Source organism: Agarivorans sp. QJM3NY_30, from assembly GCF_050870855.2.
Classification (GTDB): domain Bacteria; phylum Pseudomonadota; class Gammaproteobacteria; order Enterobacterales; family Celerinatantimonadaceae; genus Agarivorans.
This window is the reverse complement of sequence record NZ_CP194038.2, coordinates 2,884,157-2,907,068: the sequence shown is the minus strand read 5'-3', so window position 1 is coordinate 2,907,068 and position 22,912 is coordinate 2,884,157. Positions and strand designations below refer to the sequence as shown.

Annotated in this window: 22 protein-coding genes; 10 read left to right on the top strand and 12 right to left on the bottom strand. The window is 44.8% G+C overall.

Features of this window, described 5'->3' with window-relative positions:
* Positions 1-8 precede the first annotated feature (8 nt).
* The 6 genes from ACRRSX_RS13240 to pspF form a co-directional block, all read right to left on the bottom strand.
* Entirely contained in the window at positions 9-803 is a 795-nt protein-coding gene (locus ACRRSX_RS13240) for a peptide ABC transporter ATP-binding protein (RefSeq protein ID WP_432452716.1), read from the bottom strand.
* Positions 796-1,806 (bottom strand): peptide ABC transporter ATP-binding protein, encoded by a 1,011-nt coding sequence (locus ACRRSX_RS13235; RefSeq protein WP_432452717.1) that lies wholly within the window; start codon positions 1,804-1,806, stop codon positions 796-798. Before ACRRSX_RS13235 ends, ACRRSX_RS13240 begins: the two co-directional genes overlap by 8 nt.
* Complete coding sequence (locus tag ACRRSX_RS13230) at positions 1,806-2,693, bottom strand: ABC transporter permease subunit (protein WP_432452718.1); 888 nt, start codon at positions 2,691-2,693, stop codon at positions 1,806-1,808. The genes ACRRSX_RS13235 and ACRRSX_RS13230 overlap by 1 nt, the downstream gene beginning before the upstream one ends.
* A complete protein-coding gene (locus tag ACRRSX_RS13225; RefSeq protein ID WP_432452719.1) occupies positions 2,680-3,645 on the bottom strand; it encodes an ABC transporter permease in 966 nt (321 codons plus the stop codon). Before ACRRSX_RS13225 ends, ACRRSX_RS13230 begins: the two co-directional genes overlap by 14 nt.
* A 3-nt stretch (positions 3,646-3,648) precedes the next feature.
* Positions 3,649-5,247 (bottom strand): ABC transporter substrate-binding protein, encoded by a 1,599-nt coding sequence (locus tag ACRRSX_RS13220; protein ID WP_432452720.1) that lies wholly within the window; start codon positions 5,245-5,247, stop codon positions 3,649-3,651.
* Between the two features lie 72 nt (positions 5,248-5,319).
* Entirely contained in the window at positions 5,320-6,300 is a 981-nt protein-coding gene (pspF, locus tag ACRRSX_RS13215; protein WP_432452721.1) for a phage shock protein operon transcriptional activator, read from the bottom strand.
* A 154-nt stretch (positions 6,301-6,454) separates the two neighbouring features.
* Here pspF and pspA point away from each other — a divergent pair, with 154 nt between their 5' ends.
* The 7 genes from pspA (at position 6,455) to ACRRSX_RS13180 (ending at position 13,383) form a co-directional block, all read left to right on the top strand.
* Entirely contained in the window at positions 6,455-7,117 is a 663-nt protein-coding gene (gene pspA / locus ACRRSX_RS13210; RefSeq protein WP_432452722.1) for a phage shock protein PspA, read from the top strand.
* Between the two features lie 11 nt (positions 7,118-7,128).
* Entirely contained in the window at positions 7,129-7,353 is a 225-nt protein-coding gene (gene pspB / locus ACRRSX_RS13205) for an envelope stress response membrane protein PspB (protein WP_432452723.1), read from the top strand.
* The gene (gene pspC / locus ACRRSX_RS13200; RefSeq protein WP_432452724.1) at positions 7,353-7,727 is read left to right on the top strand and encodes an envelope stress response membrane protein PspC; all 375 of its coding nucleotides are present in this window, start codon (positions 7,353-7,355) and stop codon (positions 7,725-7,727) included. The genes pspB and pspC overlap by 1 nt, the downstream gene beginning before the upstream one ends.
* Positions 7,728-8,201: 474 nt before the next feature.
* On the top strand, positions 8,202-9,674 hold the full coding sequence (locus ACRRSX_RS13195; RefSeq protein WP_432452725.1) for a TyrR/PhhR family helix-turn-helix DNA-binding protein: 1,473 nt from the start codon (positions 8,202-8,204) through the stop codon (positions 9,672-9,674).
* A 111-nt stretch (positions 9,675-9,785) separates the two neighbouring features.
* On the top strand, positions 9,786-10,892 hold the full coding sequence (leuB, locus tag ACRRSX_RS13190) for a 3-isopropylmalate dehydrogenase (RefSeq protein WP_432452726.1): 1,107 nt from the start codon (positions 9,786-9,788) through the stop codon (positions 10,890-10,892).
* A gap of 220 nt (positions 10,893-11,112) precedes the next feature.
* Positions 11,113-12,291 (top strand): cystathionine beta-lyase, encoded by a 1,179-nt coding sequence (locus ACRRSX_RS13185; protein WP_432452727.1) that lies wholly within the window; start codon positions 11,113-11,115, stop codon positions 12,289-12,291.
* Positions 12,292-12,429: 138 nt separating this feature from the next.
* Positions 12,430-13,383, top strand: coding sequence for a DUF808 domain-containing protein (locus ACRRSX_RS13180; RefSeq protein WP_432452728.1), 954 nt, complete (start codon positions 12,430-12,432; stop codon positions 13,381-13,383).
* Here the strand turns inward: ACRRSX_RS13180 and ACRRSX_RS13175 are convergent.
* The 3 genes from ACRRSX_RS13175 to pdsR all read right to left on the bottom strand — a co-directional run bounded on the left by ACRRSX_RS13175 (position 13,376) and on the right by pdsR (position 17,107).
* A complete protein-coding gene (locus ACRRSX_RS13175; protein ID WP_432452729.1) occupies positions 13,376-14,149 on the bottom strand; it encodes a substrate-binding periplasmic protein in 774 nt (257 codons plus the stop codon). The genes ACRRSX_RS13180 and ACRRSX_RS13175 overlap by 8 nt on opposite strands.
* 103 nt (positions 14,150-14,252) lie before the next feature.
* Complete coding sequence (gene pdsS, locus ACRRSX_RS13170) at positions 14,253-16,415, bottom strand: proteobacterial dedicated sortase system histidine kinase (protein WP_432452730.1); 2,163 nt, start codon at positions 16,413-16,415, stop codon at positions 14,253-14,255.
* Positions 16,415-17,107 carry a proteobacterial dedicated sortase system response regulator gene (gene pdsR, locus ACRRSX_RS13165; protein ID WP_432452731.1) on the bottom strand — a complete coding sequence of 231 codons (693 nt, stop codon included), beginning with the start codon at positions 17,105-17,107 and terminating at the stop codon, positions 16,415-16,417. Before pdsR ends, pdsS begins: the two co-directional genes overlap by 1 nt.
* A gap of 222 nt (positions 17,108-17,329) precedes the next feature.
* Between pdsR and pdsO the strand changes: the two genes are divergently transcribed.
* From pdsO to ACRRSX_RS13150, 3 genes are all read left to right on the top strand, one after another.
* Complete coding sequence (gene pdsO, locus ACRRSX_RS13160; protein ID WP_432452732.1) at positions 17,330-18,073, top strand: sortase-associated OmpA-like protein PdsO; 744 nt, start codon at positions 17,330-17,332, stop codon at positions 18,071-18,073.
* Between the two features lie 20 nt (positions 18,074-18,093).
* The gene (locus ACRRSX_RS13155; protein WP_432452733.1) at positions 18,094-20,292 is read left to right on the top strand and encodes a marine proteobacterial sortase target protein; all 2,199 of its coding nucleotides are present in this window, start codon (positions 18,094-18,096) and stop codon (positions 20,290-20,292) included.
* A gap of 64 nt (positions 20,293-20,356) precedes the next feature.
* A complete protein-coding gene (locus ACRRSX_RS13150; protein WP_432452734.1) occupies positions 20,357-20,977 on the top strand; it encodes a class GN sortase in 621 nt (206 codons plus the stop codon).
* A gap of 89 nt (positions 20,978-21,066) precedes the next feature.
* Here ACRRSX_RS13150 and ACRRSX_RS13145 read toward each other — a convergent pair whose 3' ends face one another.
* Genes ACRRSX_RS13145 through ACRRSX_RS13135 form a run of 3 tightly spaced genes read right to left on the bottom strand, consistent with a single transcriptional unit; the run spans position 21,067 to position 22,272 of the window.
* Positions 21,067-21,501, bottom strand: a complete 435-nt coding sequence (locus ACRRSX_RS13145; RefSeq protein WP_432452735.1) for a PaaI family thioesterase — start codon at positions 21,499-21,501, stop codon at positions 21,067-21,069.
* A 49-nt stretch (positions 21,502-21,550) separates the two neighbouring features.
* On the bottom strand, positions 21,551-21,745 hold the full coding sequence (locus ACRRSX_RS13140; protein WP_432452736.1) for a hypothetical protein: 195 nt from the start codon (positions 21,743-21,745) through the stop codon (positions 21,551-21,553).
* The gene (locus ACRRSX_RS13135) at positions 21,730-22,272 is read right to left on the bottom strand and encodes a NifB/NifX family molybdenum-iron cluster-binding protein (RefSeq protein WP_432452737.1); all 543 of its coding nucleotides are present in this window, start codon (positions 22,270-22,272) and stop codon (positions 21,730-21,732) included. Before ACRRSX_RS13135 ends, ACRRSX_RS13140 begins: the two co-directional genes overlap by 16 nt.
* Positions 22,273-22,912: the final 640 nt, after the last annotated feature.

Sequence of the window (22,912 nt, the reverse complement as noted above, 5' to 3'; positions counted from 1 at the left end):
CCCAAGATTTACTTGCGAATTGCATCTTGGTAGGCCGACAGTAGGCGTTGGCTTAATTCATGCTCTGGGTGGGTGAAAAAATCTTCGGTGTCTTTAAATTCAACGGCTTTTCCTTGTTGCATGACCAGTACCTTGTCACTGAAGTGGCGTACAAGGCCTAAGTCGTTTGAAACAAAGATGTAGCTGATGGCAAAACGGCGTTGTAAGCCCAATAATAGGTTGATTATTTGGGCGCGAACTGAAACATCAAGTGCGGCAATGCTTTCGTCAATCACGATGATTTTAGGGTTGAGTATTAGAGCCCTTGCGAGTCCAACCCGTTGCTTCTGCCCACTGGATAACATATTAGGATAGAATTCGGCATGTTCTTCCAATAGCCCAACTAATCGAAGTGTCGCCATTACTTTTTGTTGCTGCTCTTGAGCCGAAAGCTCGGTATTTAAGCTTAAGGGGGCGGATAAAATGCGTCCTATATTTGAACGTGGATTGAGTGAGCTGCTGGGATCCTGAAAAATCATCCGAATTAAGCGACAGCGACGTGTATAATCACCAAATTGTAGTGCTTCGCCCTGAATGAATATATCTCCTTGACTCGGTTTATTGATACCGGTCAATACCTTGGCAAGGCTTGATTTTCCTGAGCCAGCTTCACCAATAATCGCCAAACTCTCGCCCATATTTAAGCCGAAGCTAATGTCGTCGATAGCAGATACTCGTTGTCGACTAAGCCAACCTTTGTGAACATAAACATGTTGTGATAAGTGACGAACTTGTAATAAGTTCCCCATTTTTGATTTATCCATTATCAGAGACGACCTTTGGTTCCATGTTCAGTGGGTAGTGGCAAGCAAATAGATGACCTTTAACCTTTTTCAACTTAGGTTGAATCACACACTCTCGTTGTGCTTTAGGGCATCGAGGGCCAAGTCGGCAACCAATCGGCAGGTGCTGTAGCGCAGGGATCGACCCTGGTAAGCCAGGTAAAAAGCTCTTGTGTTCGAAGGGATGGTCAAATTTTGGCGCAGAGTTTAATAACGCCGAGGTATAATGATGCCGAGTATCATTGGTAACTTGCTCTGCGCTGCCCACTTCAACGATTTGGCCACAATAAATCACACTAATGGTATCGGCTAAGCCAGCTAAGGTCGTTAAATCATGACTGATCAATAAAATCGCGGTGTTATTCAATTTATTGAGCTTGTCGAGTAAACGCAGGATCTGGCTGGCGGTGGTAATTTCCATCGAGGTGGTAGGCTCGTCTGCTACCAGTAGTTTTGGTTGACCTGCAATGGCCATGGCTATCATCACTTTTTGACATAAGCCGTCGGATAATTCGTAAGGATAGCTACGCATTACTTTATGGTGGTCTTTTACGCCCACTTTATGGAGTAGCGCGTGCGCTTGTTTTTTACGCCATTGAAAACGACGCCAAAAGCCGCCTTTGATATTATGGCAAGGGATGGCTTCTTCGATCTGTTTGCCGACTTCTTCCGAAGGGTCTAAGCAGGAGCTCGGTTCTTGGAAAATCATTGCAATATCATTGCCGAGTACTTTTCTGCGTTGGCGGGCACTGAGCGATAACAGGTCGATATCGCCCAAGTGCATCCGGTCAGCCTTGATCTTCCAATTGGGTTTGGTCACACCAAGTAAAGCCTTGGCAATCAGACTTTTCCCTGAGCCGGATTCGCCAACTAAAGCTTTGATCTCTCCCTCGGCAATGGTTAAGTTGACTCGATCCACTGCTTTGACGATTCCTGCGGGAGTATCAATTTCAATCGTCAGATTTCTAATGTCTAATAATGCCATTAATCGACTCCCTCGAGCATCGCTTTACGCAAGCCTTCCCCAACCAAGTTAACGCTTAGAATACTGCTCATGATTACAAATCCTGGTAAGGTTACAGTCCAAGGGGCTGAAAATAACAAATCATGACTGTTACCGAGCATTGCTCCCCATTCAGGAAGGGGCGCTTGCGCGCCAATGCCAATAAATCCCAAGGCGGTAATATCAATCAGTGAAGACGAAAAGCTACGGTTGATTTGAAATACTATGGCATCGGCGATGTTAGGTAGCACGCCGTTTTTTAAGATCCGGTAGTGGGTGGCACCATCCAAACGAATTGCTGTGATGTATTCCTTTTGGATCTCGGCTGAGACAACGATGTAGGTGAAACGAATAAATTGCGGAATTTGAGCTAAGGTAATCGCAATTAGAGTATTTTGTAATCCAGGCCCTAAGAACGATACCACCATAATGGCGATTAACAGTGAGGGTATGGATAAAGCGGTGTCCATTAAGTGGTGTAATATACTGGATTTTACACCGCGGCTCATGCCAGAAAATACCCCTAATGGAATGCCGATAAATGCGGCGAAGCAGACGACCAATAATCCGCCGCCAAAGGTAAGCTGACAACCGTAAATGAGTCGGCTAAATACATCTCTACCTAAATCATCGGTCCCAAAAAAGTTATCAACATGGCCACTTGGATTCCATGACGGGGGTTGCATTAGATTATCTCCCTGGAAGTCCAACGCATAGGGAGCGAGCAGTGGACCAAACAAGGCGATGACCATATAAATCAAGAATACCCAAAAGCCAATCATCGCAATTGAATTATCACGAAATCGACTAAGAACCCTTTGTAGAGCGCTGGAAACCGTAGTTTCAGAAAATACGTTAGTGCTGAGCATACACTTCTCTTCGGCGAAGCGGGTGGATCAAGACGGTAAATAAGTCGGTGAGAACAAAAGTGCCAATAACGAGAGTCGATATGGCTAACATGCCGCCTTGGATCACCGCATAATCTTGCTGGTAGATGCTTGATATTAGCCAACGGCCAATCCCCGGCCAAGCAAACACCACTTCTAATACCATTGCCATGGTGAGTACATTACCAAATTGTAAACCTAAACTGGGTAAAATGGGCGGTAAAGCATTATGCAGCGCATGGCGGATCACAATTTGACTCTTGGACAAACCTTTGGTCGCTGCAGCTTTTATGTAGTTTTCATTCATGACTTTCGCCATCGAATTTGAGAGTTGGCGGATGACTTCGGTGGTTGGTACGACTGCTAATACTAAAGTTGGCAAAATTAGGTGACTTATTACACTCATTAATGCTGGCCAGCGGGCCTGTTGTGGTAACCAGAATACGTCGATAATGCCAAATCCGGTAACTTGAGGGATCTCTAGTAGCAGGTCATAACGTCCTGAGACAGGAAACCATCCGAGTAATAGTGAAGAATTCATCACTAATAACAGTGCTAACCAAAAAACCGGAATACTGTAGCCAATCATGGTGAGGCTAAGAATGACGTTTCTGATCCAGTGCTGATGGAAAATACCAGCTAAGGTTCCTAAAGGAATGCCGATTAGAAATGCCAGAATAAAGGCGGTAAAACATAACTCTAAAGTGGCGGGTAGAAAAATAATCAATTGATCAAAAACAGGCTTCCCAGTGACTCTCGATATGCCAAAGTCACCGTTCAGATTATGCCAAACAAATTGGCTGAATTGCTGAATGCTTTTGGCTTCGGCTGGACTCGCCAGTGACTGACTATGTTGGAACATAAAAGCAATTAAATTAATAATTAAAAAGGTGATTATAAATAGATTAATTCGTCGTATTAAATAGCGTAGCATGGCTTACTTCCTGTATGCGTTGTTAAACGACACACCACCGTATGGATTCCAAGTGATACCACCAAGAGTATCACTGTATGAATACATCTTTAAGGCGTGAGTTAAGGGCAGTACTGGAACGTCTTGTTCGATGATCTCTTGAATTTTGTAATAGTTTTTTAATCTGTTAATTAAACGCGGTGAACGGATTGCATCTTCTATTAAGCTTTCAATTTGACCATTACACCAACGGCTATAGTTATAGCCTTGTTCTATTGCATCACAAGAAAATTGTTGCCTAAAAAAGTCGTCGGGGTCGCTGTTATCGCTAGACCAGCCAACTAACAGTAGGTCGTAATTTGCTTGTCCGGCGAGTAGGTGGCGTCGTAACACCTGCCAATCGATCAAACGCACATTGACTTGGTACCCATCGCTGATCAGGTCATTACGGATCAGTTCAGCTGTTTTACGGGGTTGAGGATTATAACTCTTGGCTTGATTTAAAACCCAAAACTCTATCGCGGTTTGTTTGGCTTTTTCCACATAAGGATAAACCAAGTTATTTTGGGCGGGTGAATGGGCTTCACGTCGATAAGCCCAAGAAGAAGGCGAAAGTAGCCCATGTGCAATCTCAGCGGTATTTAAGTAAACGGAATCAACAATACGCTGTTTATCAATTAAACCTGCCACGTCGCGTCTGATCCGCACATCGGCAAAGGGCGGTTTTTGGGTATTAAAGGCCAGATAAGAGACATTCAGCCCTGCTTGTACCGAAACTAATAAGTCATCGCGTTGTTTCAATACTTGCAACTGGTTGGCGGCAGGTTGCGCCATAATGTCACACTGTCCGGTGAGTAATTTTGCTAAACGGACCGATGAGCTTGGAGTAATATCAAATACCAACTGCTGCATCGGTGGGGCACCTCGCCAATGTCGCCAATGGCGATAATAACGAATAAAGTGATCTTTGCGCTGATTGGCGAAATAGAAAGGCCCACTGCCGATTGGTTGCTGGTCGATTAAGGCTAACTGATTCTGTTGTCGCAGGTGATCAGCGTATTCTGCGGATAGTATCACCGCATAGTCACTGGCTAAGCTGGCGAGAAAAGCAGCATCAGGTTTTTTTAAAACAAACTCGACCGTGCTTTGCGAAAGCTTATGGAGTTGACGAATATTATTTGCGAAACCAATATTATTGAAGAATGGATAGTCACCGTGCACCAGTTTATATAAGGGGTGATCGGGATCCAGAATTCGCTGAAAACTTAACATCACATCATCGGCATTAAGCGTTCTGCTTGGCGAGAAGTACTTGGTTTGATGAAAATGGATCCCCTGCCTAAGATCGAAACGATAGTGCAGACCATCTTCACTAATTTGCCAGCTACTGGCGACCCCGCCGATCAATTGTTGGGTGATTGGATTAATTTCAACTAAACGGTCGTATAAATGCCGCGAAGTGACCGCAATCGCATTGATAGAGCTTTCGAGTTGGGGGTTAAAAGTACGAGGTGCGGTTTCGGTACAATAAACTAAACCTAGCTTTTTAACGTCTTGTTGTTGCTCACAACCGACTAGCAGCAAGCTTAGGCACATCATTGTGCCGTATAAAAATGCATTCATGTAAAGCTGATATCCTGATAACCGCGGGATAATTTACCATTAACCATCTGCTTATCTCAACCAATGATAGACCTAAGCTTGAGTATTAATTTGATGCTTTTTAATTAATCCTCTTAGCTGATGGTAGCTTATTTGTAGAGATTTGGCAGTAAGCGTTTGTTTAAAATGATTTTTCTTAAGCGTTTGAGTAATTAATTTTTTTTCGAAGGTCGCGACTTGTTGGTAAAATCCAGTGCTGTCGTGACTGTCCTCTAGAGTTGCTTGGGGAGCTTGCTTGGGACGCCAAGGAGACGCGAAAGCGTCAAAGTTTATGTCGTTAATTAAGTCTTTGGGATCTCCATTTTCAACCACCGCTCGTTCCACCACATTTTTTAGCTCGCGGATGTTTCCAGGCCAATGATATTGTTCCAATTTGAGTTGCGCTGCTTGGCTGAATCGAGGTTTAGATTGTAGATTTAGTTCACGGGTCATTTTTAAAGCAAAATAGTTGGCCAGTAGCAGAATGTCTTCAGGTCGATGGCGTAAGGGAGGCAGAGTGATGACTGCAAAAGATAATCGGTCTAACAGGTCGGCTCGAAATTGTCCTTGTTGGGCGAGGGTGGGCAGATCTTGATTTGTGGCGCAGACTAAACGTACGTCGATGTTGATGCTTTTATTGCCACCAACTCGCTCGATTTGGTTTGACTCGATAGTTCTCAGTAGTTTTTCTTGTACTTCCATCGGCATATTCGCCAATTCATCTAACAATAGCGTTCCATGGTTGGCTTGTTCAAATCGTCCTTGGCGTTGCTGAGTGGCACCGGTAAATGCCCCCGCTTGATGACCAAATAGTTCTGATTCGATTAAATTGGGATTGAGGCTGGCGCAGTTTAAACCTAGATATTGTTTATCCCAGCGTTCCGACAGGTAATGAATACGAGCGGCAATTAGTTCTTTACCCGTTCCTCTTTCGCCGATGACCAATACCGGACGATTCAGTGGCGCCAGTAATGACACTCGGTCGAGTACTTCCAAAAAACTAGGACTATTTCCGAGTAAACTGGGGCTTTCCATTGGTTATTCTCACTAATAGATGGTTAATTTAACTATATCTTTGGTCGTCACTTCTGTCACCTATAGATTATACCCTTTAATATCAATGGTTTAAATTATTGGTATGAGTCTTGATAGAGAACAATAGACCAATTTTACTGAATGAGGAATTCACATGGGTATGTTCACTCGATTAGCCGATATCATTAATGCCAATATTAGTGCAATGTTAGATAAGGCTGAAGATCCACAAAAAATGTTGCGTCTTATCATCCAGGAAATGGAAGATACTTTGGTAGAAGTACGCGCAAGTACCGCAAAGGTTTTGGCTGATAAAAAACAATTGCTTCGAAAAATCGAACATTTGGCGTTGCAAATGGACGACTGGCAAGCGAAAGCTGAATTAGCTTTAAGTCGCGAGCGTGAAGATTTGGCCCGTTTAGCTTTGGTGGAAAAGAAACATTTACAAGAGTCAATCAAGGTTCAGCAACACGAGCTCGGTTTAGTGGATGATAGCTTAATACAACTACAGCAAGAAATTGAGCAGTTAGAACTTAAATTGCTTGAATCTCGTAATCGACAAGCAGGATTGATAGCTCGTCAAACCACGGTAAAAAATCGTCATGCGGTTCGACAACAATTAGATAACGATCGCGCCTTAAAAACTCGTGAGAAGTTTGAGCAGTTTCAGGCTAAAATCGATCAACTAGAAGCTAAAGCGGAAGTGTTAGGCACGGATGAGGGGAATCAAGACTTAGCGAAGCAGTTTGCTGAGTTAAGCGCTGATGCGGAAATTGCCGATGAGTTAGCTAAACTAAAAGCAAAATTGGCTAAATAATGGGAGAGGGTATGCTTACTGTATTAGTCACACCGTTAATACTATTTATGGCGATAGTTGCTCCCTTATGGTTGATTTTGCATTATAAAAGTAAACGTCAGCTGGAACACGGCATTAGTGAACAAGAGCGAGAGCAACTGAATGCGATAGCGGCACGAGCGAAAGAAATGTCGTCTCGTATTAGCGCATTAGAAAGTATTCTTGATGAGCGAGTGCCGCACTGGAGGGACCGCTAATGTTTGAACGACCTTTTTATCGCGATCCAGTTAAAGGCAAAGTTGCGGGTGTTTGTGCTGGATTGGCACATAGCCTAGGCGCTGAAACTTGGTTAATTCGAATCATCGCAGTGACCTTGGCGATTACCAATTTTGGGTTATTTTTAATTGTATATGGCGCGGCTTGGCTATTTTTGGACAAGCAGCCTGTCGACGCCAAAGTTAACGATGAGGTCACCGTAAAATCGAAAGTATGGCAACGTGGCGAAACGCCAAGTCAAGCCTTAAAAGAACTCGACTCTCAATTTGATGGATTTGAGCAACGCTTACGTAAAGTTGAAAAAATGGTTACTGCTCGTAACTTTGACCTCCATAGTCAGTTTAAGGATTTGTAATTCGAATTACATGAATATTCAGTTGACTGTGCCATGGATATGGCTTCAGGCAGCAGTTATGATTCTGGCCTAGGTGAAGTCGTTGGGGATGGCATCAAGCCTTTCGACTCTCACCTCATTACAGCTTACATTTATTGGCGATCGTTATTCACAAATAACCATTGCGCAATCACCCTCTTGGAATTAATGTTGCCCTCAGCGCTTGATCTAACCGATATTGGAGCAGTAAATTGCTTACGCCTCAAATTAACCCAATTCATTAGCAAATGACACTTTGGTTAAGCTAGCTTTTTTGGTTAGACTAAACACATATAAGCGCATTAAGTCGAATAGTATGTTGAAGTCACTAAGGAATAGGAGAGCTTTTTTGCAGTTAACGCGGATGTTTAAGCAGAAAGCAATACAATACGAAGGTGGCTTTTTTTTGAGCCTCAGTCAATGTATCAAACCACGGGGTGATGTAGTAGGCGTTTTATGCGCATAGAACTTAATTGTGAGCAAAGTACCTCAGTTTTTAGTGCCGTATTAACAGTATTGGTAAAACATGGATTGGCGCTAAAAGCGATGCAAAGTGTTGATAGTGGCCATTTGTTTTTACATTTAGCTGAAATGGAACTCTCTCTTACGCAACAACTACTGAGTGAGTTTCGTTATGTGAATGGCGTTTCCGATGCGCGTATTGTTTCAGCTTTACCTTCGGAAATTGAGCATAAAGAAGTACAAATTTTGTTAGACAATGTGCCTTATCCGGTGGTCTTGATCGATAAGGTAGGTCAGATCCGACAGTTTAATCAGGCATTTGAACAATCCTGCCCAGATTCCACGCAGTCTCTAACAAACAGTGATGTAGGCCGATTTTTACGAGGTTTTAGTGTACAACGTTGGTTCGGTGGCGGTTCTGGAAAACGTGAGTTAGTGGAAGTTCAGCTGAGTGGTCGAGTTTATATGGCTGACATCATTCCGCTGTCTGAAACGGTATTATTTTCTCACCTTCCTGGCGCGATTATGCTGTTTAAATCGGCGCATTGGCTAGAGTCAAGTTTTGACTTATCTCAGCTTGAATTGGGAATTAGCGAAGGTCGCTTGGTTGCGAGCAGCGATGAAACTAATCTTGTCTTAAGCGGTATCAAACGTCTGGTTGAGCATCCGATGCCAACCTTATTATTCGGCGAAGCAGGCGTAGGAAAACGATTTTTTGGCCGTTTACTGAACGAGCTCTCGATGGGCAGTGATCAAGGTCTTTATGCATTCAATTGTCAAGATCAGCAATATAGTTTGTTGGAACAGTTGGCAGAAATTGCTGCCGAACGGCCGCATACGGTATTGTTAAGTAATATTGAAGGCTTAAAAAGTGTTGAGGTTGAAGATGCGATTAGCGCGCTGTCCGCACCTCAACTTGGGATTAAACACCTCTTGTTTACTAGTCGTTATACGCCAGAACAACTGGCGGCGTTATGGGGCGGCGATCGTTATTATACGTTGATCAAAAATAGCATATGTGTGCCTCCGCTTCGGCAACGAAAAGAAGATATTGTCCCCTTAAGTCAATCCTGGTTAGACTTTCAGTATGCAAAACATCAGGAAGTTTCGCCTCCGCTAACGCGAGAGGTAAAGCGCTATTTAAGTTCTCTGAGTTGGCCGGGCAACATTCCGCAACTTTATCAGGTTTTACAAGATTCACTCGACTTCGGTAATATTAAACACTGGCAAGTGAATGATATTAAATACCACCATGAAAAAGTAGTGGACAGTGTGAATATCGAAAGTCTGTTGCAACAAGATTATCATTCAGCGATGGGCCAATTTGAACATTTGCTGCTGAGTTACCATTATCCGCAACATCCAAGTTCGCGTTTACTGGCGAAGAAGTTGGGTTTATCTCATACCGCGATAGCCAATAAACTTCGAGAACATAATATTCGTAATAAATCCGATTTTGACAGCTAGCTGATGCTGCTTTGACGGTGAAAAAGCGCGTTCTTAGGTTTACCCTTGCGCTGGTTTTGCTATGATGCGGCAAGCAAAAATATAAATTAGAGCAATGGAGACGCAAACATAATGAAGACCTATAAGATCGCCTTATTGGCTGGTGACGGTATCGGCCCAGAAGTAATGAAACAAGCGGTCAAAGTACTTAAAGCTGTTGAAGCGCGTAACCCAGAAGTCGCATTTGAACTTAATGAAGCCTTATTTGGTGCTGTGGCTTATTTTGAAACGGGTAAATCTTTCCCTGAAGAGACCATGGCCATCTGTGATGAGGCGGATGCGATTCTTAAAGGTACGATTGGTTTAAATCACGAAGATTCTAAAAAAATTCCGGTAGATGAGCAACCCGAGCGGGGCGCTTTGTTACCTTTGCGTCGACGTTACAATACTTATGCGAACTTCCGCCCTGTATATCTACCTAAAGAATTAGCGCATTTCTCACCATTGAAACCAGAAGTGATTGGTGAGGGTATCGATATCATGATCATTCGCGAATTGGTGGGTGGTTTGTATTTCGGCGAAAAAGAAATGGGTAAAGATGAGAGTGGTAAACGCTATGTGCGTGAAGTGCTTGAGTATGATGAAGACCAAATTCGTGACATTTTAAAAGTTGGTTTTGAGACCGCCCAACGTCGTAAGAAAGTACTGCATAATATTCACAAAAGTAATGTTTTAAAATCTAGCGTATTGTGGAACGAAATTTTAGAAGAAGTAGCGGTGGATTACCCCGATGTTGAAGTTAAACATATTTTGGTTGACGCTGCGGCGACTTACTTATGTTTAAATCCAGGCCAGTTTGATGTGATGGTGATGGAAAACATGTTTGGTGACATCTTAAGTGACCAAGGTGGTGGGATCTTGGGTTCTTTAGGTTTGATGCCTTCAGCTTGTATGGGACCTGAGAAGTCTTATTATGAGCCTTCTCATGGCAGTGCTCCTGATATCGCGGGTAAAAATATAGCCAACCCTTACTCCATGATTGGCTCGGTTGCGCTGATGTTAGAGATGAGCTTTGGTATGGAACAAGAAGCGAAAAATCTGTGGCATGCGATGAAATCGGTATTTGCCAATGGTTATGGCACGCCGGATCTCGCGAAAGGTGATGATGCCAAATTAATTGATACCGATGCTTTTGGTGACATGGTTGTCGCTGAGTTAAATAAGACCTCTCGAAGTTAATGAGTCAGTCTTAATAAAGCCAGCCTACGGGCTGGTTTTTTGTTGCTGCTACCTAAGGTAATCATCCCCTATTTACCTTGCTAAAAATGAATGCTAGCTTGATGATGCGCTTAGCAATTGGAACTGCAGCGATAGCAATCAATCGCTTGCTTTACTCAAGTGCCTTCGGCTTAAGTGTTTATCAAATGGGTGGCATTGGGGTTAATCTGGACTTAAACAAATGAAAAAACAAACAACATTAATTAGTGCGGGTCGTGATAAGAAGTGGACCCAAGGTTTAGTCAATCCGCCGGTCTCGCGTGCCTCTACCGTGGTATTTAACAGTGTTAAAGAAATGAAGTTGGCAACGGCTAATCGCCATGATAAAACTTTATTTTATGGCCGCCGTGGTACTCAAACCCATTTTGCTTTCCAAGAAGCTATGAATCAAATTGAAGGTGGCGAGGGTTGTGCCTTGTATCCTTGTGGTACCGCTGCCATTAGTGGGGCACTGTTGTCATTTTTGCAGCAGGGTGATCATCTACTGATGGTGGATACCGCCTACGAGCCGACTCGTAATTTATGTGACATGCTGTTAAAACGTTATGGCATTAGTACCACTTATTATGACCCTTTGATCGGCGCTGGCATCAGTGATCTTATCCAAGCCAATACCAAAGTGATTTTCCTCGAGTCTCCTGGTTCCTTAACCATGGAAGTACAAGATGCGCCAGCGATTGTCGCTGCTGCGCGACAAGCAAATCACGATATTGTGGTGATGCTCGATAATACTTGGGCTTCACCACTTAATTTTAGCCCCTTTGAGTTTGATATCGACATTTCTATTCAGGCTGCGACTAAATACATTGTTGGCCATTCCGATGTGATGTTGGGGACGGCAACTGCCAATAAACGCTGTTGGGATCAACTTCGCGAAAACTCTTACTTATTGGGTCAATGTACCTCGCCGGATGATATTTATTTGGCAATGCGAGGCATACGTACCCTTGGCGTACGTTTAGCTCAGCATCAAAAAAACGCCTTAGAAGTCGCTCATTGGTTGATGCTACATGATGATGTGGATCACGTTCGTCACCCTGCTTTAGCCAGTTGTCCCGGGCATGAATTTTTCAAGCGGGATTTTCAAGGTTCTTGTGGTCTATTTTCTTTTGTGATGAAAGGGGGAAATTCACAGGCTTTAACTGCCTTACTTGATGGCATGCAGCATTTTAAAATGGGCTACTCATGGGGCGGCTACGAAAGCTTGATCATGGGCGTAAACGGGGTTGATAAACTGCGCACTGCGACTCAGTGGCAGGCAACCGGTACTCTGATTCGGGTGCACATTGGGCTAGAAGATACGGCTGATTTGCTCGCCGATTTAGCGGCGGGTTTGGCGAGATTTAAGGCTGAACTTTAAGCGCTGCGGACTTATACCAATCGGGATAAAGCGCCTATTTTTGTAAGCCTCTGAGCAATGCCAGCGAAGGAGCGATTGGCACTCTAGCTCTTAAAGTAATAATGGAAATGGGTGTTTCCCATCACAATAAGGGTCTGCATGGCTGGTTTAAGTTTAATTGCCTTACTCGATGATATCGCCGCGGTATTAGATGATGTGGCGCTGATGACCAAAGTGGCGGCAAAGAAAACGGCGGGTGTGTTAGGTGATGATTTAGCCCTAAATGCTCAACAGGTTTCCGGGGTTAACGCTGATCGTGAGTTACCTGTAGTATGGGCGGTCGCTAAGGGCTCTTTGCTCAACAAGTTAATTTTGGTTCCTTTGGCCTTGTTGTTGAGTGTATTTTTACCTGTGGCAATCACTTGGCTGTTAATGTTAGGCGGTTTATTCCTTTGTTTTGAAGGTTTTGAAAAAGTATCTCATGCCTTGTTTGAGCAAACGGGACCAGAGCAAGATGCGCATCGGCAGCAGCGTATACGGGCAAACTCGGATCCGGCCATTGACCTCGTCGCTTTTGAAAAAGAAAAAATACGAGGTGCGATCCGTACTGATTTTATTTTATCGGCGGAAATTATCGTGATCGCTTTGGGCACGGTGAACGGTGCGGAACTGCTTACTCAAACAATCGTCGTTTCGGGGATTGCGGTGATGATGACTGCGGGCGTGTATGGCTTGGTTGCAGGTATCGTGAAGCTTGATGATGCGGGTCTATATTTGTTGAAATATGCAGAAGTTCATCATCGTGGTTTTATACTGCGAGCTTTTGCCCGTGCCCTATTAGGGTTTGCACCGCGCTTAATGAAGCTGTTAGTCATTGTTGGCACCGCTGCCATGTTTTTGGTTGGTGGCGGTATATTAGTGCATGGTATCCCGTTGTTCGCGGACTTAGCGCATCAGATAAGTCATTACTTTGCTTCGGCAAAAGGTTTCCTACTATTACTGAAATATAGTGTGCCAGTATTGCTTAACGCTCTAGTTGGGGTGGTTGCTGGAGCAGTCATTATGTTGGGATGTATGACAGCTAAACGTTTGATAGGACGAGTCACTACTTAGGTAAATGCTTGCTTGGTGCTCGCAAAGATTGATATTTCTTTAGGATCTCCGAGTAACGAGGGCTGTCCAAAATTTTGAGTAAGGCGGTTTGAAAGCGCTCTATAAAGTGATCGCTAATCGTACGATTAAAGGCATAACAAAGAGGCACGTCTTGGAGTAGCCATTTCACCTCATAAGCGTCTAGTGGCAGTTGATTTTCAATTGCGGCTTGGCGAATAATGGTTTCTACGCCCGAAATGTACTCGACCCGTTTCGATAATAACAGCCGTATTAATTGTCGGTAGTTATTGGTTAGCTTGATATTGTGGTCGTCAAAGCTGTGATTGAGCAACAGTTGCTCTCCTACATCAGTGCGCATTGCAGCAATCATGCTGCTTTTGAATTGATTTAAATGGCTTATTTTTATTGCCGTATTTTTGGGCCCGAAGATGACCACTTTAATCCTATCGATTGGACAAGCCCATTTAAAATAAGGTTCACGTTTGCTGGTTCGGGCGGTAGAAAATAGTACAATATCTGGTTTTTGGGTCATCAGATAATAGGCTCTCGCCCAAGGCATCACTCTAATTTCTTGTTCGGGCTCGCCCATGACTTGCCATGTCAGCCTTAATAGTTCTACCGAAATACCCTGAAGTTGACCACGCTCATCGGTATAATTAAACGGAAAGGCTTCTTCAGTGATATAGGAGAGAGTAGGCGTTGCTGCTGAGGTAAGCGCCGGAGAAAGAGAAACAAGCAATAGAAATAAATATTGGGAAAGCCGCATGATGATACGCTCACTACAGTTGGATAGTCCAAGTATAGTGAGCGAAGCTGACTTATGCTTTTCCCTTAAATATCAGTTTGTGAACTGCCCACTCAATATTTAATTAGATCAGTGGCAACCTGACGCAAAATTCAACACCGCTGTTGTCACTGAAATTACGAGCTGAGATCTTACCTTTGTGAAATTCACAGACTAGACGTGCGATATATAAACCCAAGCCTAAGTGGGGTTTTTGTTGCGCTTGTTGGCTGCGAATTGACACCATTGATTCAAAAATTTGTTCTACCATGTTGTCTGGCAGAGTCGGGCCATGATTACTAATAAGTAATACTGCGTCTTTATTGTCTCGTTGAAAGCTCACCTGAATGGCTTTATTGGGCAGGCTAAACTCCATTGCGTTGGCGACCAATTTGTCCATTAATTGGGCTATATATTCAGGAACTCCAATGATGTTTAAGTCATCAGTGCAAATATCACAGTCGAAGACTTGTTCAGGATAAGTGTATTGGTAGCCCTGCATGCAGCCCGATATCACCTTCGTGAGTGGAAAAGAACAGCGTTCTGCTTGCGATAGGCTCTGTTCAAGTCGAGTCGCTTCGCTCATATTATTTAAGATCATATTTAAGCGATTGACACCTTCTTGAGCCCGGTCGACATATTTTTGAGCGTCCCGGTCGAGGCGTTGTAAACCGAGATGTTCTAATGAAGAGCGCACGACGGCGACCGGTGTGCGCAGTTCGTGAGACAGCCGAGAAGACATATTTTCCAAATAATGAGTATATTGGCTTAAACGGCTAACCACATTGGCAAAACTACGGGATAAATCGCCGATTTCATCCTTATCTTTGGAGCCTCGCAGTGGTGCGCTCACTCTACCTTGACTATCGATGGCCTGTTCGGCTTGGTCGCGTAACTTCCGGATCCGATTTGAAATACTCGAAGCGAAAATAAATAGCGACAATGTACCCACCGACATCACAATCAGAATAATATTGAATAGTCGTTCGAGGGCATGATTACGCAGCGTTCGAATACCGTTGGTGGTTTCCTCGGCAATGACCACCCCCATAACCTTGTCGTCGATCCAAATCGGACTCGCGGCAGCCAACACAACCGCACGGCCATCGGGCGTGAGCCGCCAAGTTGAACCGGGTTTACCATTCAAGGCTTGCTGAATATGGCTGCCCCTAAGTTCGGTTGAGTCCTGCAAGGAGTCAACAAAGTCTTGCGGCGGTTTGGTGAGTATTTTGTAGTACAGCGGATACAGATATTGTTGCATCAGCTGGTTCCACCAATTTGTTTTGGATTTATGATTGAGACTACGCGCCCAAATACTTTGGGTATTGCGAATATCACCAGATTTAGCCAATACACGACCGTGTTTGTCAACCACCCAAATACGCGAGCTATTATGGCTCATGCCTTTAATAATGCTTTCAATTTCAGGCGAAGGGACTAACACAGTACCGAGTTGGTCGACACTATCAATTGCTGAGGTGCCAATAATAGAGATCAGTTTTCGTTTGGCTTGGCGATTCACGTTATAAATCGCAAAGCCAAGTTTACTGCCCACCATCTTCAGCGGGATCCGTAATTCTATGTTATAGCCTTGCTTGGTGCTTAGCCACTGTCCTTGGATCTTTATCTCAGGTTTGACGGGGGTGTTTAGCTTGGGATCGAGCGGTAGCTCGAAGGCATTGATCCAACCGTCTTCGGTGGTGGCCACAATATAGCGGCGAAAATTACCGTCAGGAGCCAAAGTTGCGATCGCCAGATGATCGTTATTATCGATGCGCAGGGTATTTTTGCCGCGATACACCACATCGGGATCTGTGACTTCAAAACTGGCATAAAGATAGCGGCCAAACTTGCCTACCATGTGAGTAAATTGACTGTTGATCGGTGCATCGGGATCGGCTTGGTAAATCACATGTTCTTTGCCGTAAGTGAGCATTCGATGCTGGTAGTCTTGCCAATCACTTAATTTACCATCTAATAGGATCGGGCCCGCCAATGGATAAGCATAGAGATCGCGTCCTTTCTCTACTTGGCTTAAAAAGCTGGCTTGGCTGTCAAATAATTTGGGGCGTTCGTGTAAGGCGGTCGCTAAGGCTTGGGTCGTCCCTTCGAGGGTTTTTTCTTGGCCTAAACGTAAGTATTTCTCCATTTCCCAGACGTATTGATAACCCAACCAAGGCAGGCAGAGCAAAAATAATGATAAAAAAGTGACCTTGGCTCGCAAGCCTAAAGGTAATACCGGCAGCATTAGGCGAGGCTATCCCAGCGGTAACCCATGCCATAGACCGTATCGATGCATTCGAAATTGGGGTCGCTGGCTAAAAACTTCTTGCGGATCCGTTTAACATGGGAAGTAATGGTACTGTCATCGACAAAAATTTTCGCCTCGCTCATCAAGTCCTGACGACTACGCACATGCCCAGGGCGTTTGGCGAGGGCATGTACCATCCAAAACTCGGTGACGGTTAGTTCAATCGTGTGTTGATTCCATAAAACTTGCATCCGGTTGCCGTCGATGGCTAAGGGGCCTCGTTGTAGTAAGTTATCTTCTACAGGGGGGGCCGCCAGTAATTCTGAGCGGCGAAAGAGGGCGGCGATGCGTGCTACTAAGTGCGGAAAACTAATGTCTTTAGTGAGGTAATCGTCGGCCCCTAAGCGCAAGCCACAAACGGTGTCGAAGTCGCTGTCACGGGCCGTTAGAAAAATAATCGGTAAGCTGCTAGACATCGCACGCAGCGACTGACACAACGAAAAACCGCCGTCAATCTCATCCTCTAGGCCAATATCAATAATCGCTAAATCGGGTAAGCGGGTGTTAAAGGCTGCCAGAGCGCTAGGGCGATTTGCATAGGCTTGGACGCTATAGCCTTGTTGCTGTAGGACGTCTTTGTAGTTTTCGCGGATAGCCGCTTCATCTTCTACGATGGCAATGCGTTTCATAGGGGCATGGATCTTCTAAGTGATTGACTCAGGTGAACTATACCTCATTTTTAAGCAAGTTTGCGGGGCTTAAGTGAATTGCCATTTTATTGCCACAATTGATAAGCGTACTGCCATTTTTGCGGCCCGTGAATGCCATTTGTTTATTGTTTAATGGATCCATCGAAACGGTTTGAGCTTTTCAAACCTCGTGAATGAAACCATTGAACAAGGATATTAATTATGAACAAGTCAGTTATTAGTCTCGCCTTAGTGACCAGCTTAAGCCTTTCTTCATTGAGTTATGCGGCTGAGCCTAGTCCGCAACTGAGTGAACGTGATGCGAAAACGGAAATGATCGGTTTAGGTTCTGGCGCTGCTGTTGGTGCGATTATTGGTGGCCCGATTGGCGCCTTTATTGGCGGTTTTACAGGGGTGTTTATTGGTAAATCGGTGGCTGACGAAGAGGCACTTGCCAGTCAACAGCAGCAGTTAAGTGAGCAACAGCAGCAGTTGGCTCAGTTGAGTGAACAGACTGAGCAATACCAGACATTAGCGGCGCAGCATGCCAGAGTTAATGCTCAGTTGGAGCAACTTAAAAACGCCCATCAAGAAAAGATGTCAGAACTTGAATTAGGTCTGAATGTGCAATTTAAAACCGGTTCATCGGTGATCGAACCGCATTTTAAACAGCAATTAGATGATGTGGTTTATACCATGTCTCTCGCGCCAGAGCTGAAGTTGAACTTAACTGGCTATGCCGATCGTCAAGGCGATTCTCGTTATAACCAAGCGCTGTCGGAACAACGTTTAGCTGAGGTTCGCGCCTATTTAATTCATCAAGGGATTGCTGAGCAACGACTGAATTCGCAAGCCTTTGGTGATCGTTCTCCATTGCTGGCCGAGCCCAGTGTAGAAAACAACTTTTTTGACCGCCGTGTCACTCTCAAACTTAGTGCTCAGCGTGGCATGTTAGCCGCCCAGTAATTGCGTTTAGGAGATAGCAAATGGACCAGCAATTAATCCGCTGTCGCCGAGGCTGGGGTTCCCCCTTTAACTTTGGTGCTGTGGTTCTCGCATTCGGGGCTGCGTTATTGTCACCCTGTGCGGTAGTCGCTAATCAAAGCCTGACGACGCCGCAAGATCCTTTAGGTTTAGGACAACTACGCTATATCGATCAAAATGGTCAAGCTCAACGCAGTTTACCACTGCATAGTGACGTCTCGATGACGGTCTCGGGTCTGACCAATCGAGTGACTCTGACTCAAACTTTTATGAATGAGAGTGAGCAGTGGATTAACGGTCAGTACCTTTTTCCGCTACCTAATGAGGCGGCGGTTGATCAGCTTCAGTTAGTGGTAGGGGATCGGGTGATTGAGGGGCAGGTTCAGGCCAAACAGCAAGCACTACGCACTTTTGAAGTGGCTAAGCGGCAAGGTAAACGGGCAAGTTTGGTTAGCCAGTTAAGGCCGAATGTATTTAATACCGCCATCGCCAACCTCGGTCCTCACCAGCGATTGCAGGTGAGAATCACTTATCAACAGCGTTTGGATTATCTAAATGGTGAATTTAGTCTGCGGTTTCCGATGCTGGTTAATCCGCGTTATACGCCGCTTATTTTTCGTAAATCGATGGCGCTTATCCAGCCTCCAGATGTGGAACCAAGGGCGGAGCACTCAGGCGCTTGGTCTGCTGAGCATTTCAGTGGATTGAACGCGATAAATTCGTATCACAATAGCGCCTATCGTTTAGTAGAGCACAGTATTGCTCAATATACTTCGATAGGAGCAAAGCCTCTACCAGTTAAATTGAAGGTCCATCTCGACAGTGGTTTTGACTTAGCGCAACTCACTAGTTTGTATCATCCAATTGCCAGTCATCCGCGCAAGGATGGCAGTGTTGATATTGACTTGCTTTCTAGTGATGCGAATCAAGATTTTGTGCTGAAGTTTCGCCCTCAAGTCGGTCTGCGGCCAGAAGCGGCCATTTATGTGCAGCAGGGGCAAAGTCACCAAAAGGCTCAAACCAGTAATCGAGATGACTATGTTTTGTTGATGTTAATGCCGCCTCAAGGGGCTAAAGTGGATCAGTTAGACTTGCCAAGAGAACTGATCTTAGTGATTGATACTTCAGGATCGATGTCGGGGCAGTCGATGACTCAGGCTCGCCAAGCGCTACAATATGCATTGGATGGTTTAGAGCCTGATGATTCCTTTAATATCATCGAATTTAACTCGGATTATCGGCAATTTTCGGCGCACTCCTTGGTGGCAAATAAAGGTAATTTACAAGCCGCTAAAGGCTTTATTGCAAGTTTAAGCGCAGACGGCGGTACCGAAATGTTTAGTGCACTTCAGGCTGCTCTGAGCCACAACGAAGGCCAAAAAAATGGCTCTTTACGCCAAGTTATATTTATTACCGATGGTGCAGTGAGTAACGAAGTGCAGCTATTTGAATTAATTCGGCTGCAGCTTGGTGCGAATCGCCTATTTACCATTGGGATAGGCTCCGCGCCTAATTCACATTTTATGCAGCGGGCTGCCGAATTAGGTAAAGGCACATTTACCTACATTGGTAAGCAGAGCGAAGTGGAACAAAAAGTAATAGCCTTGTTTGAACAGATAGCTCATCCGGTATTGAGTGACATTCAGCTGAGATATGATGATGGCACCGTCCCCGATTATTGGCCCACGAATATTCCTGATTTGTATTCGGGGCAACCTTTAATGTTAAGTATTAAACAGGCGCATGGTCGACATTCACAAGTTTGGGTCAGCGGTAAATTTGGCACACAACAATGGCAACAAAATGTGAATTTAAAGAGCAATAAACAGGTTGCAGGTTTAGATTTGCTTTGGGCGAGGCAGCAAATATCGGCCTTAGAGCTGAGTAAAAACGGTGCTAACGAGCAACGCGTTGATCAGCAAGTATTAGCACTGGCGATGAAATATCATCTCGTTAGTTCGCAAACTAGCTTGGTGGCGGTAGATATTAGTCCGGTGAAACCTGCAACGCTTCGTGCGGTCGACAAACCGATAGATGGTGGGATGCCGAAGGGATGGCAATCGAATGGCGTATTGCCTCAAACCGCGACGGGCAGTCGGCTAGATATTTTATTTGGGCTAAGCTTGCTGCTTGGTGCCTGGGGATGGGGATACTTTAATCATCGTCGTGCAGCCGCAGTGCGAACTTCCGCCTTGATTTAGCTTAATGAGTCAGCTCTCTTTGGCTGGTTTTGTTAGAGGGAGTTGACAGTATGGGGAGCAAGTTATGATCTTAAGTTTCTTAGCCAAACATCCGTTACCATGTAGTTTATTTCTATTCGGTGTTCTGGTGTTGAGCCACGGTTTGTATATTCAGGCCAAAGCTTATCTTGCACAGCTGTTGATTGCGCAGGCATGGCAGCATACTTTAGTTGATCAGCAACCGCACAAACCTTGGCAGTGGGCCGATACTTATCCGGTGGGTAAGCTTAGCTTCGTGACCAAACAAGAGAGCATAAATTTTAAGCATCAAGTGGATTCCGTTTATGTGTTGGCGGGGGCATCTGGGCGCACGCTCGCTTTTGCCCCTGGCTTAGTTCTGAGTGGTGCGAAGATTGGGGAGGTGGGCAATACCGTGATCGCTGGGCATCGAGATACTCATTTTGCAAATTTAGCTGCGGTGAATAAGGGGGATTTGTTGCAGATTGAAGCGAGTCATGGCGAAACCTTGCTTTATCAAGTGATGAATACTCAGATCGTCGATCAATCCGCGACTCAGTTTATGGCACCAAGTGACGATAACCGCCTCACCTTGATTACTTGTTATCCCTTTAACCAATTAAGTGGTGGAGCCCAGCAGCGATATATTGTGGAAGCCTTATTGGTACATAAGCCTCGGGTAATATAGTCAGAATATTCGATGTTTTCTGACAATCCGTTGCTGGGTTTATTGTCAATCATCGGCCATTTTGTTTTGCTGTGATACCGAGGTTTCGCTCAGTCATTAGTGAGTAGTGCATCGCTAGCTTGAATAAATTTCGCCGAGGCCCGCGCTAGTTGCTGTGATCCTTGGCAAATAAAAGCTTCCAGTCGATAAAATCCTCTTTTTTGGCTCAGTAGTTTAGCTTGCACTGTTACTGTTGTTCCCACCCGAATTGGGGCAATAAAACGTACGCTTAATTCGGCGGTTAGCGCTTTAATGCCGCGCATCAACAAGCAGTGGGTCATGGCTGCATCAAGTAGTGTACTGGTCATGCCGCCGTGTAATAACCCATGATAGCTCTGATGTTGAGCGGTCACCGAAAATTGGCTGTTGGTCCAACCTTCAGCATCTAGTTGAAAGCGTAAATTAAGAGAGTGTGGGTTGAACTTGGGGTCGCTACAGACCATACAGTGCGAATGGCTTTGCATGGCTTTTGGATAAGTTTGCATATGGGGGGGTCTCGTGAGATATGGGCTCCGCGCCTGCGGAGCTCGATAATTATGGTGCTGTGGGTGGTTCTTCGATTTGATAAAGGTGTTCAGCACAGGCAGTTTTACAGCCACATAAACGTTGATCGTGAAGCATTGGTTTGGTGAGTCTAGCCCGTTTTTTTCGTTTAAAACCGAGCATGATCCCAACAAATAGCAATATGATAACAAAGGCGCTGAGGCAATAAGCTAAGAGTGACAGCATCGGCCGCGGCCTTTTTGGTGTTGCGGGTGAGCATGGCCTGGGTTGTCGTTACATCGACCTGATTTTTGCTCATGGTGATGTCCTTGATGATGGCGTTCTTCACAGCAGCGCCCTTGCTTTGAATTTGCAGGTTCATCATGGGTGCAGCCACAACCACCTTCAGCTTGTTTTTTCAGATGATTGATCGATGGACGTCCTTGAGAGGCATTTTGAAGCGGAATTAACTGGCTGGCGTTGCTAGCTAACTGCTCAATGGTTTTATTACTGGTTGGTGATTGTAATACGTTTAATGATAGAGCGAGTAACTTACCGAGCATTTGTTCGCCAATGTTGCGAACGATCACTAAGTTGGCCTGTTGCTGCTGAAGTAGAATAAGTAAGTCTTTTTTCCCCGAGCAGTTGGTGTTCAATCCCGGATTAGCGTGCCGGGACAGTTGTTCCCCCTGTTCGTTGACAAACAAGATACTGTCGGCTTTGGTGAAGTGTGGTGCGAGTCGATCATCATTAATGGGGATGGCAATTATCATTGGGTGTTACTCCTAGGTATGAAAGTACATCAGCACAACGCTGTTTGCAGGGCATATCAATGTTCATCATTTACGCCCTCATCGAGTGCAGTTTGGTATTAAAAAACTAGCCTGTATTTGGCATATGCTATTTATACTCGTTATTTTTAGCATATGCAACATTTGGGATGACATTGTTCATGCTAACCGCCTACAGCAGAGGCGTGGCCGTTGGATTAAGCTGTTATCTGAGTTTGATGTCTGGATCTGATTTGCATCCGAGTTTGTTGCTAGCGAAGTGTTTTGTTATTGGTTTAAGGTGAGTTTTTTTGGCGTGCTTATTTTGACCGCTTAGCCAGTTTATGGGATGACTGTCCGATAAAAGCTGAACGAGCCGGCCTAACTGCGCAAAAAATTAAAGCCCTGAGATGTGCGCCAACGAATAGTTTGGTGGATTATTTTTTGGGGGGGAGGACTAGACTATTGAGTATTTACTTGCTGGATTTGTTGCGGCAGAGCAAGCCTGTTTTTATTGCTTGCTCAACAGTCTGGCTAAACGACAGTATCATAAGCGCGATAGGTACTAGCAGTTCACGCAGCATGTTTATATTAACTAAAAAGACAATTATTAGGTGCAATGGGCTACACTCGATATGTGACT

Excerpts from the sequence above, each read along its gene's own strand:
- ACRRSX_RS13180 (WP_432452728.1), top strand. The coding sequence starts at position 12,430 with ATGGCTGGTTTAAGTTTAATTGCCTTACTCGATGATATCGCCGCGGTA.
- pdsO (WP_432452732.1), top strand. The coding sequence starts at position 17,330 with ATGAACAAGTCAGTTATTAGTCTCGCCTTAGTGACCAGCTTAAGCCTT.
- pdsS (WP_432452730.1), bottom strand. The coding sequence starts at position 16,415 with ATGCTGCCGGTATTACCTTTAGGCTTGCGAGCCAAGGTCACTTTTTTA.
- ACRRSX_RS13240 (WP_432452716.1), bottom strand. The coding sequence starts at position 803 with ATGGATAAATCAAAAATGGGGAACTTATTACAAGTTCGTCACTTATCA.
- ACRRSX_RS13230 (WP_432452718.1), bottom strand. The coding sequence starts at position 2,693 with ATGCTCAGCACTAACGTATTTTCTGAAACTACGGTTTCCAGCGCTCTA.
- ACRRSX_RS13185 (WP_432452727.1), top strand. The coding sequence starts at position 11,113 with ATGAAAAAACAAACAACATTAATTAGTGCGGGTCGTGATAAGAAGTGG.
- ACRRSX_RS13140 (WP_432452736.1), bottom strand. The coding sequence starts at position 21,745 with ATGCTGTCACTCTTAGCTTATTGCCTCAGCGCCTTTGTTATCATATTG.
- leuB (WP_432452726.1), top strand. The coding sequence starts at position 9,786 with ATGAAGACCTATAAGATCGCCTTATTGGCTGGTGACGGTATCGGCCCA.
- pdsR (WP_432452731.1), bottom strand. The coding sequence starts at position 17,107 with ATGAAACGCATTGCCATCGTAGAAGATGAAGCGGCTATCCGCGAAAAC.
- ACRRSX_RS13225 (WP_432452719.1), bottom strand. The coding sequence starts at position 3,645 with ATGCTACGCTATTTAATACGACGAATTAATCTATTTATAATCACCTTT.
- ACRRSX_RS13220 (WP_432452720.1), bottom strand. The coding sequence starts at position 5,247 with ATGAATGCATTTTTATACGGCACAATGATGTGCCTAAGCTTGCTGCTA.
- ACRRSX_RS13195 (WP_432452725.1), top strand. The coding sequence starts at position 8,202 with ATGCGCATAGAACTTAATTGTGAGCAAAGTACCTCAGTTTTTAGTGCC.
- ACRRSX_RS13235 (WP_432452717.1), bottom strand. The coding sequence starts at position 1,806 with ATGGCATTATTAGACATTAGAAATCTGACGATTGAAATTGATACTCCC.
- ACRRSX_RS13135 (WP_432452737.1), bottom strand. The coding sequence starts at position 22,272 with ATGATAATTGCCATCCCCATTAATGATGATCGACTCGCACCACACTTC.
- pspA (WP_432452722.1), top strand. The coding sequence starts at position 6,455 with ATGGGTATGTTCACTCGATTAGCCGATATCATTAATGCCAATATTAGT.
- ACRRSX_RS13175 (WP_432452729.1), bottom strand. The coding sequence starts at position 14,149 with ATGCGGCTTTCCCAATATTTATTTCTATTGCTTGTTTCTCTTTCTCCG.
- pspC (WP_432452724.1), top strand. The coding sequence starts at position 7,353 with ATGTTTGAACGACCTTTTTATCGCGATCCAGTTAAAGGCAAAGTTGCG.
- ACRRSX_RS13155 (WP_432452733.1), top strand. The coding sequence starts at position 18,094 with ATGGACCAGCAATTAATCCGCTGTCGCCGAGGCTGGGGTTCCCCCTTT.
- pspB (WP_432452723.1), top strand. The coding sequence starts at position 7,129 with ATGCTTACTGTATTAGTCACACCGTTAATACTATTTATGGCGATAGTT.
- ACRRSX_RS13145 (WP_432452735.1), bottom strand. The coding sequence starts at position 21,501 with ATGCAAACTTATCCAAAAGCCATGCAAAGCCATTCGCACTGTATGGTC.
- pspF (WP_432452721.1), bottom strand. The coding sequence starts at position 6,300 with ATGGAAAGCCCCAGTTTACTCGGAAATAGTCCTAGTTTTTTGGAAGTA.
- ACRRSX_RS13150 (WP_432452734.1), top strand. The coding sequence starts at position 20,357 with ATGATCTTAAGTTTCTTAGCCAAACATCCGTTACCATGTAGTTTATTT.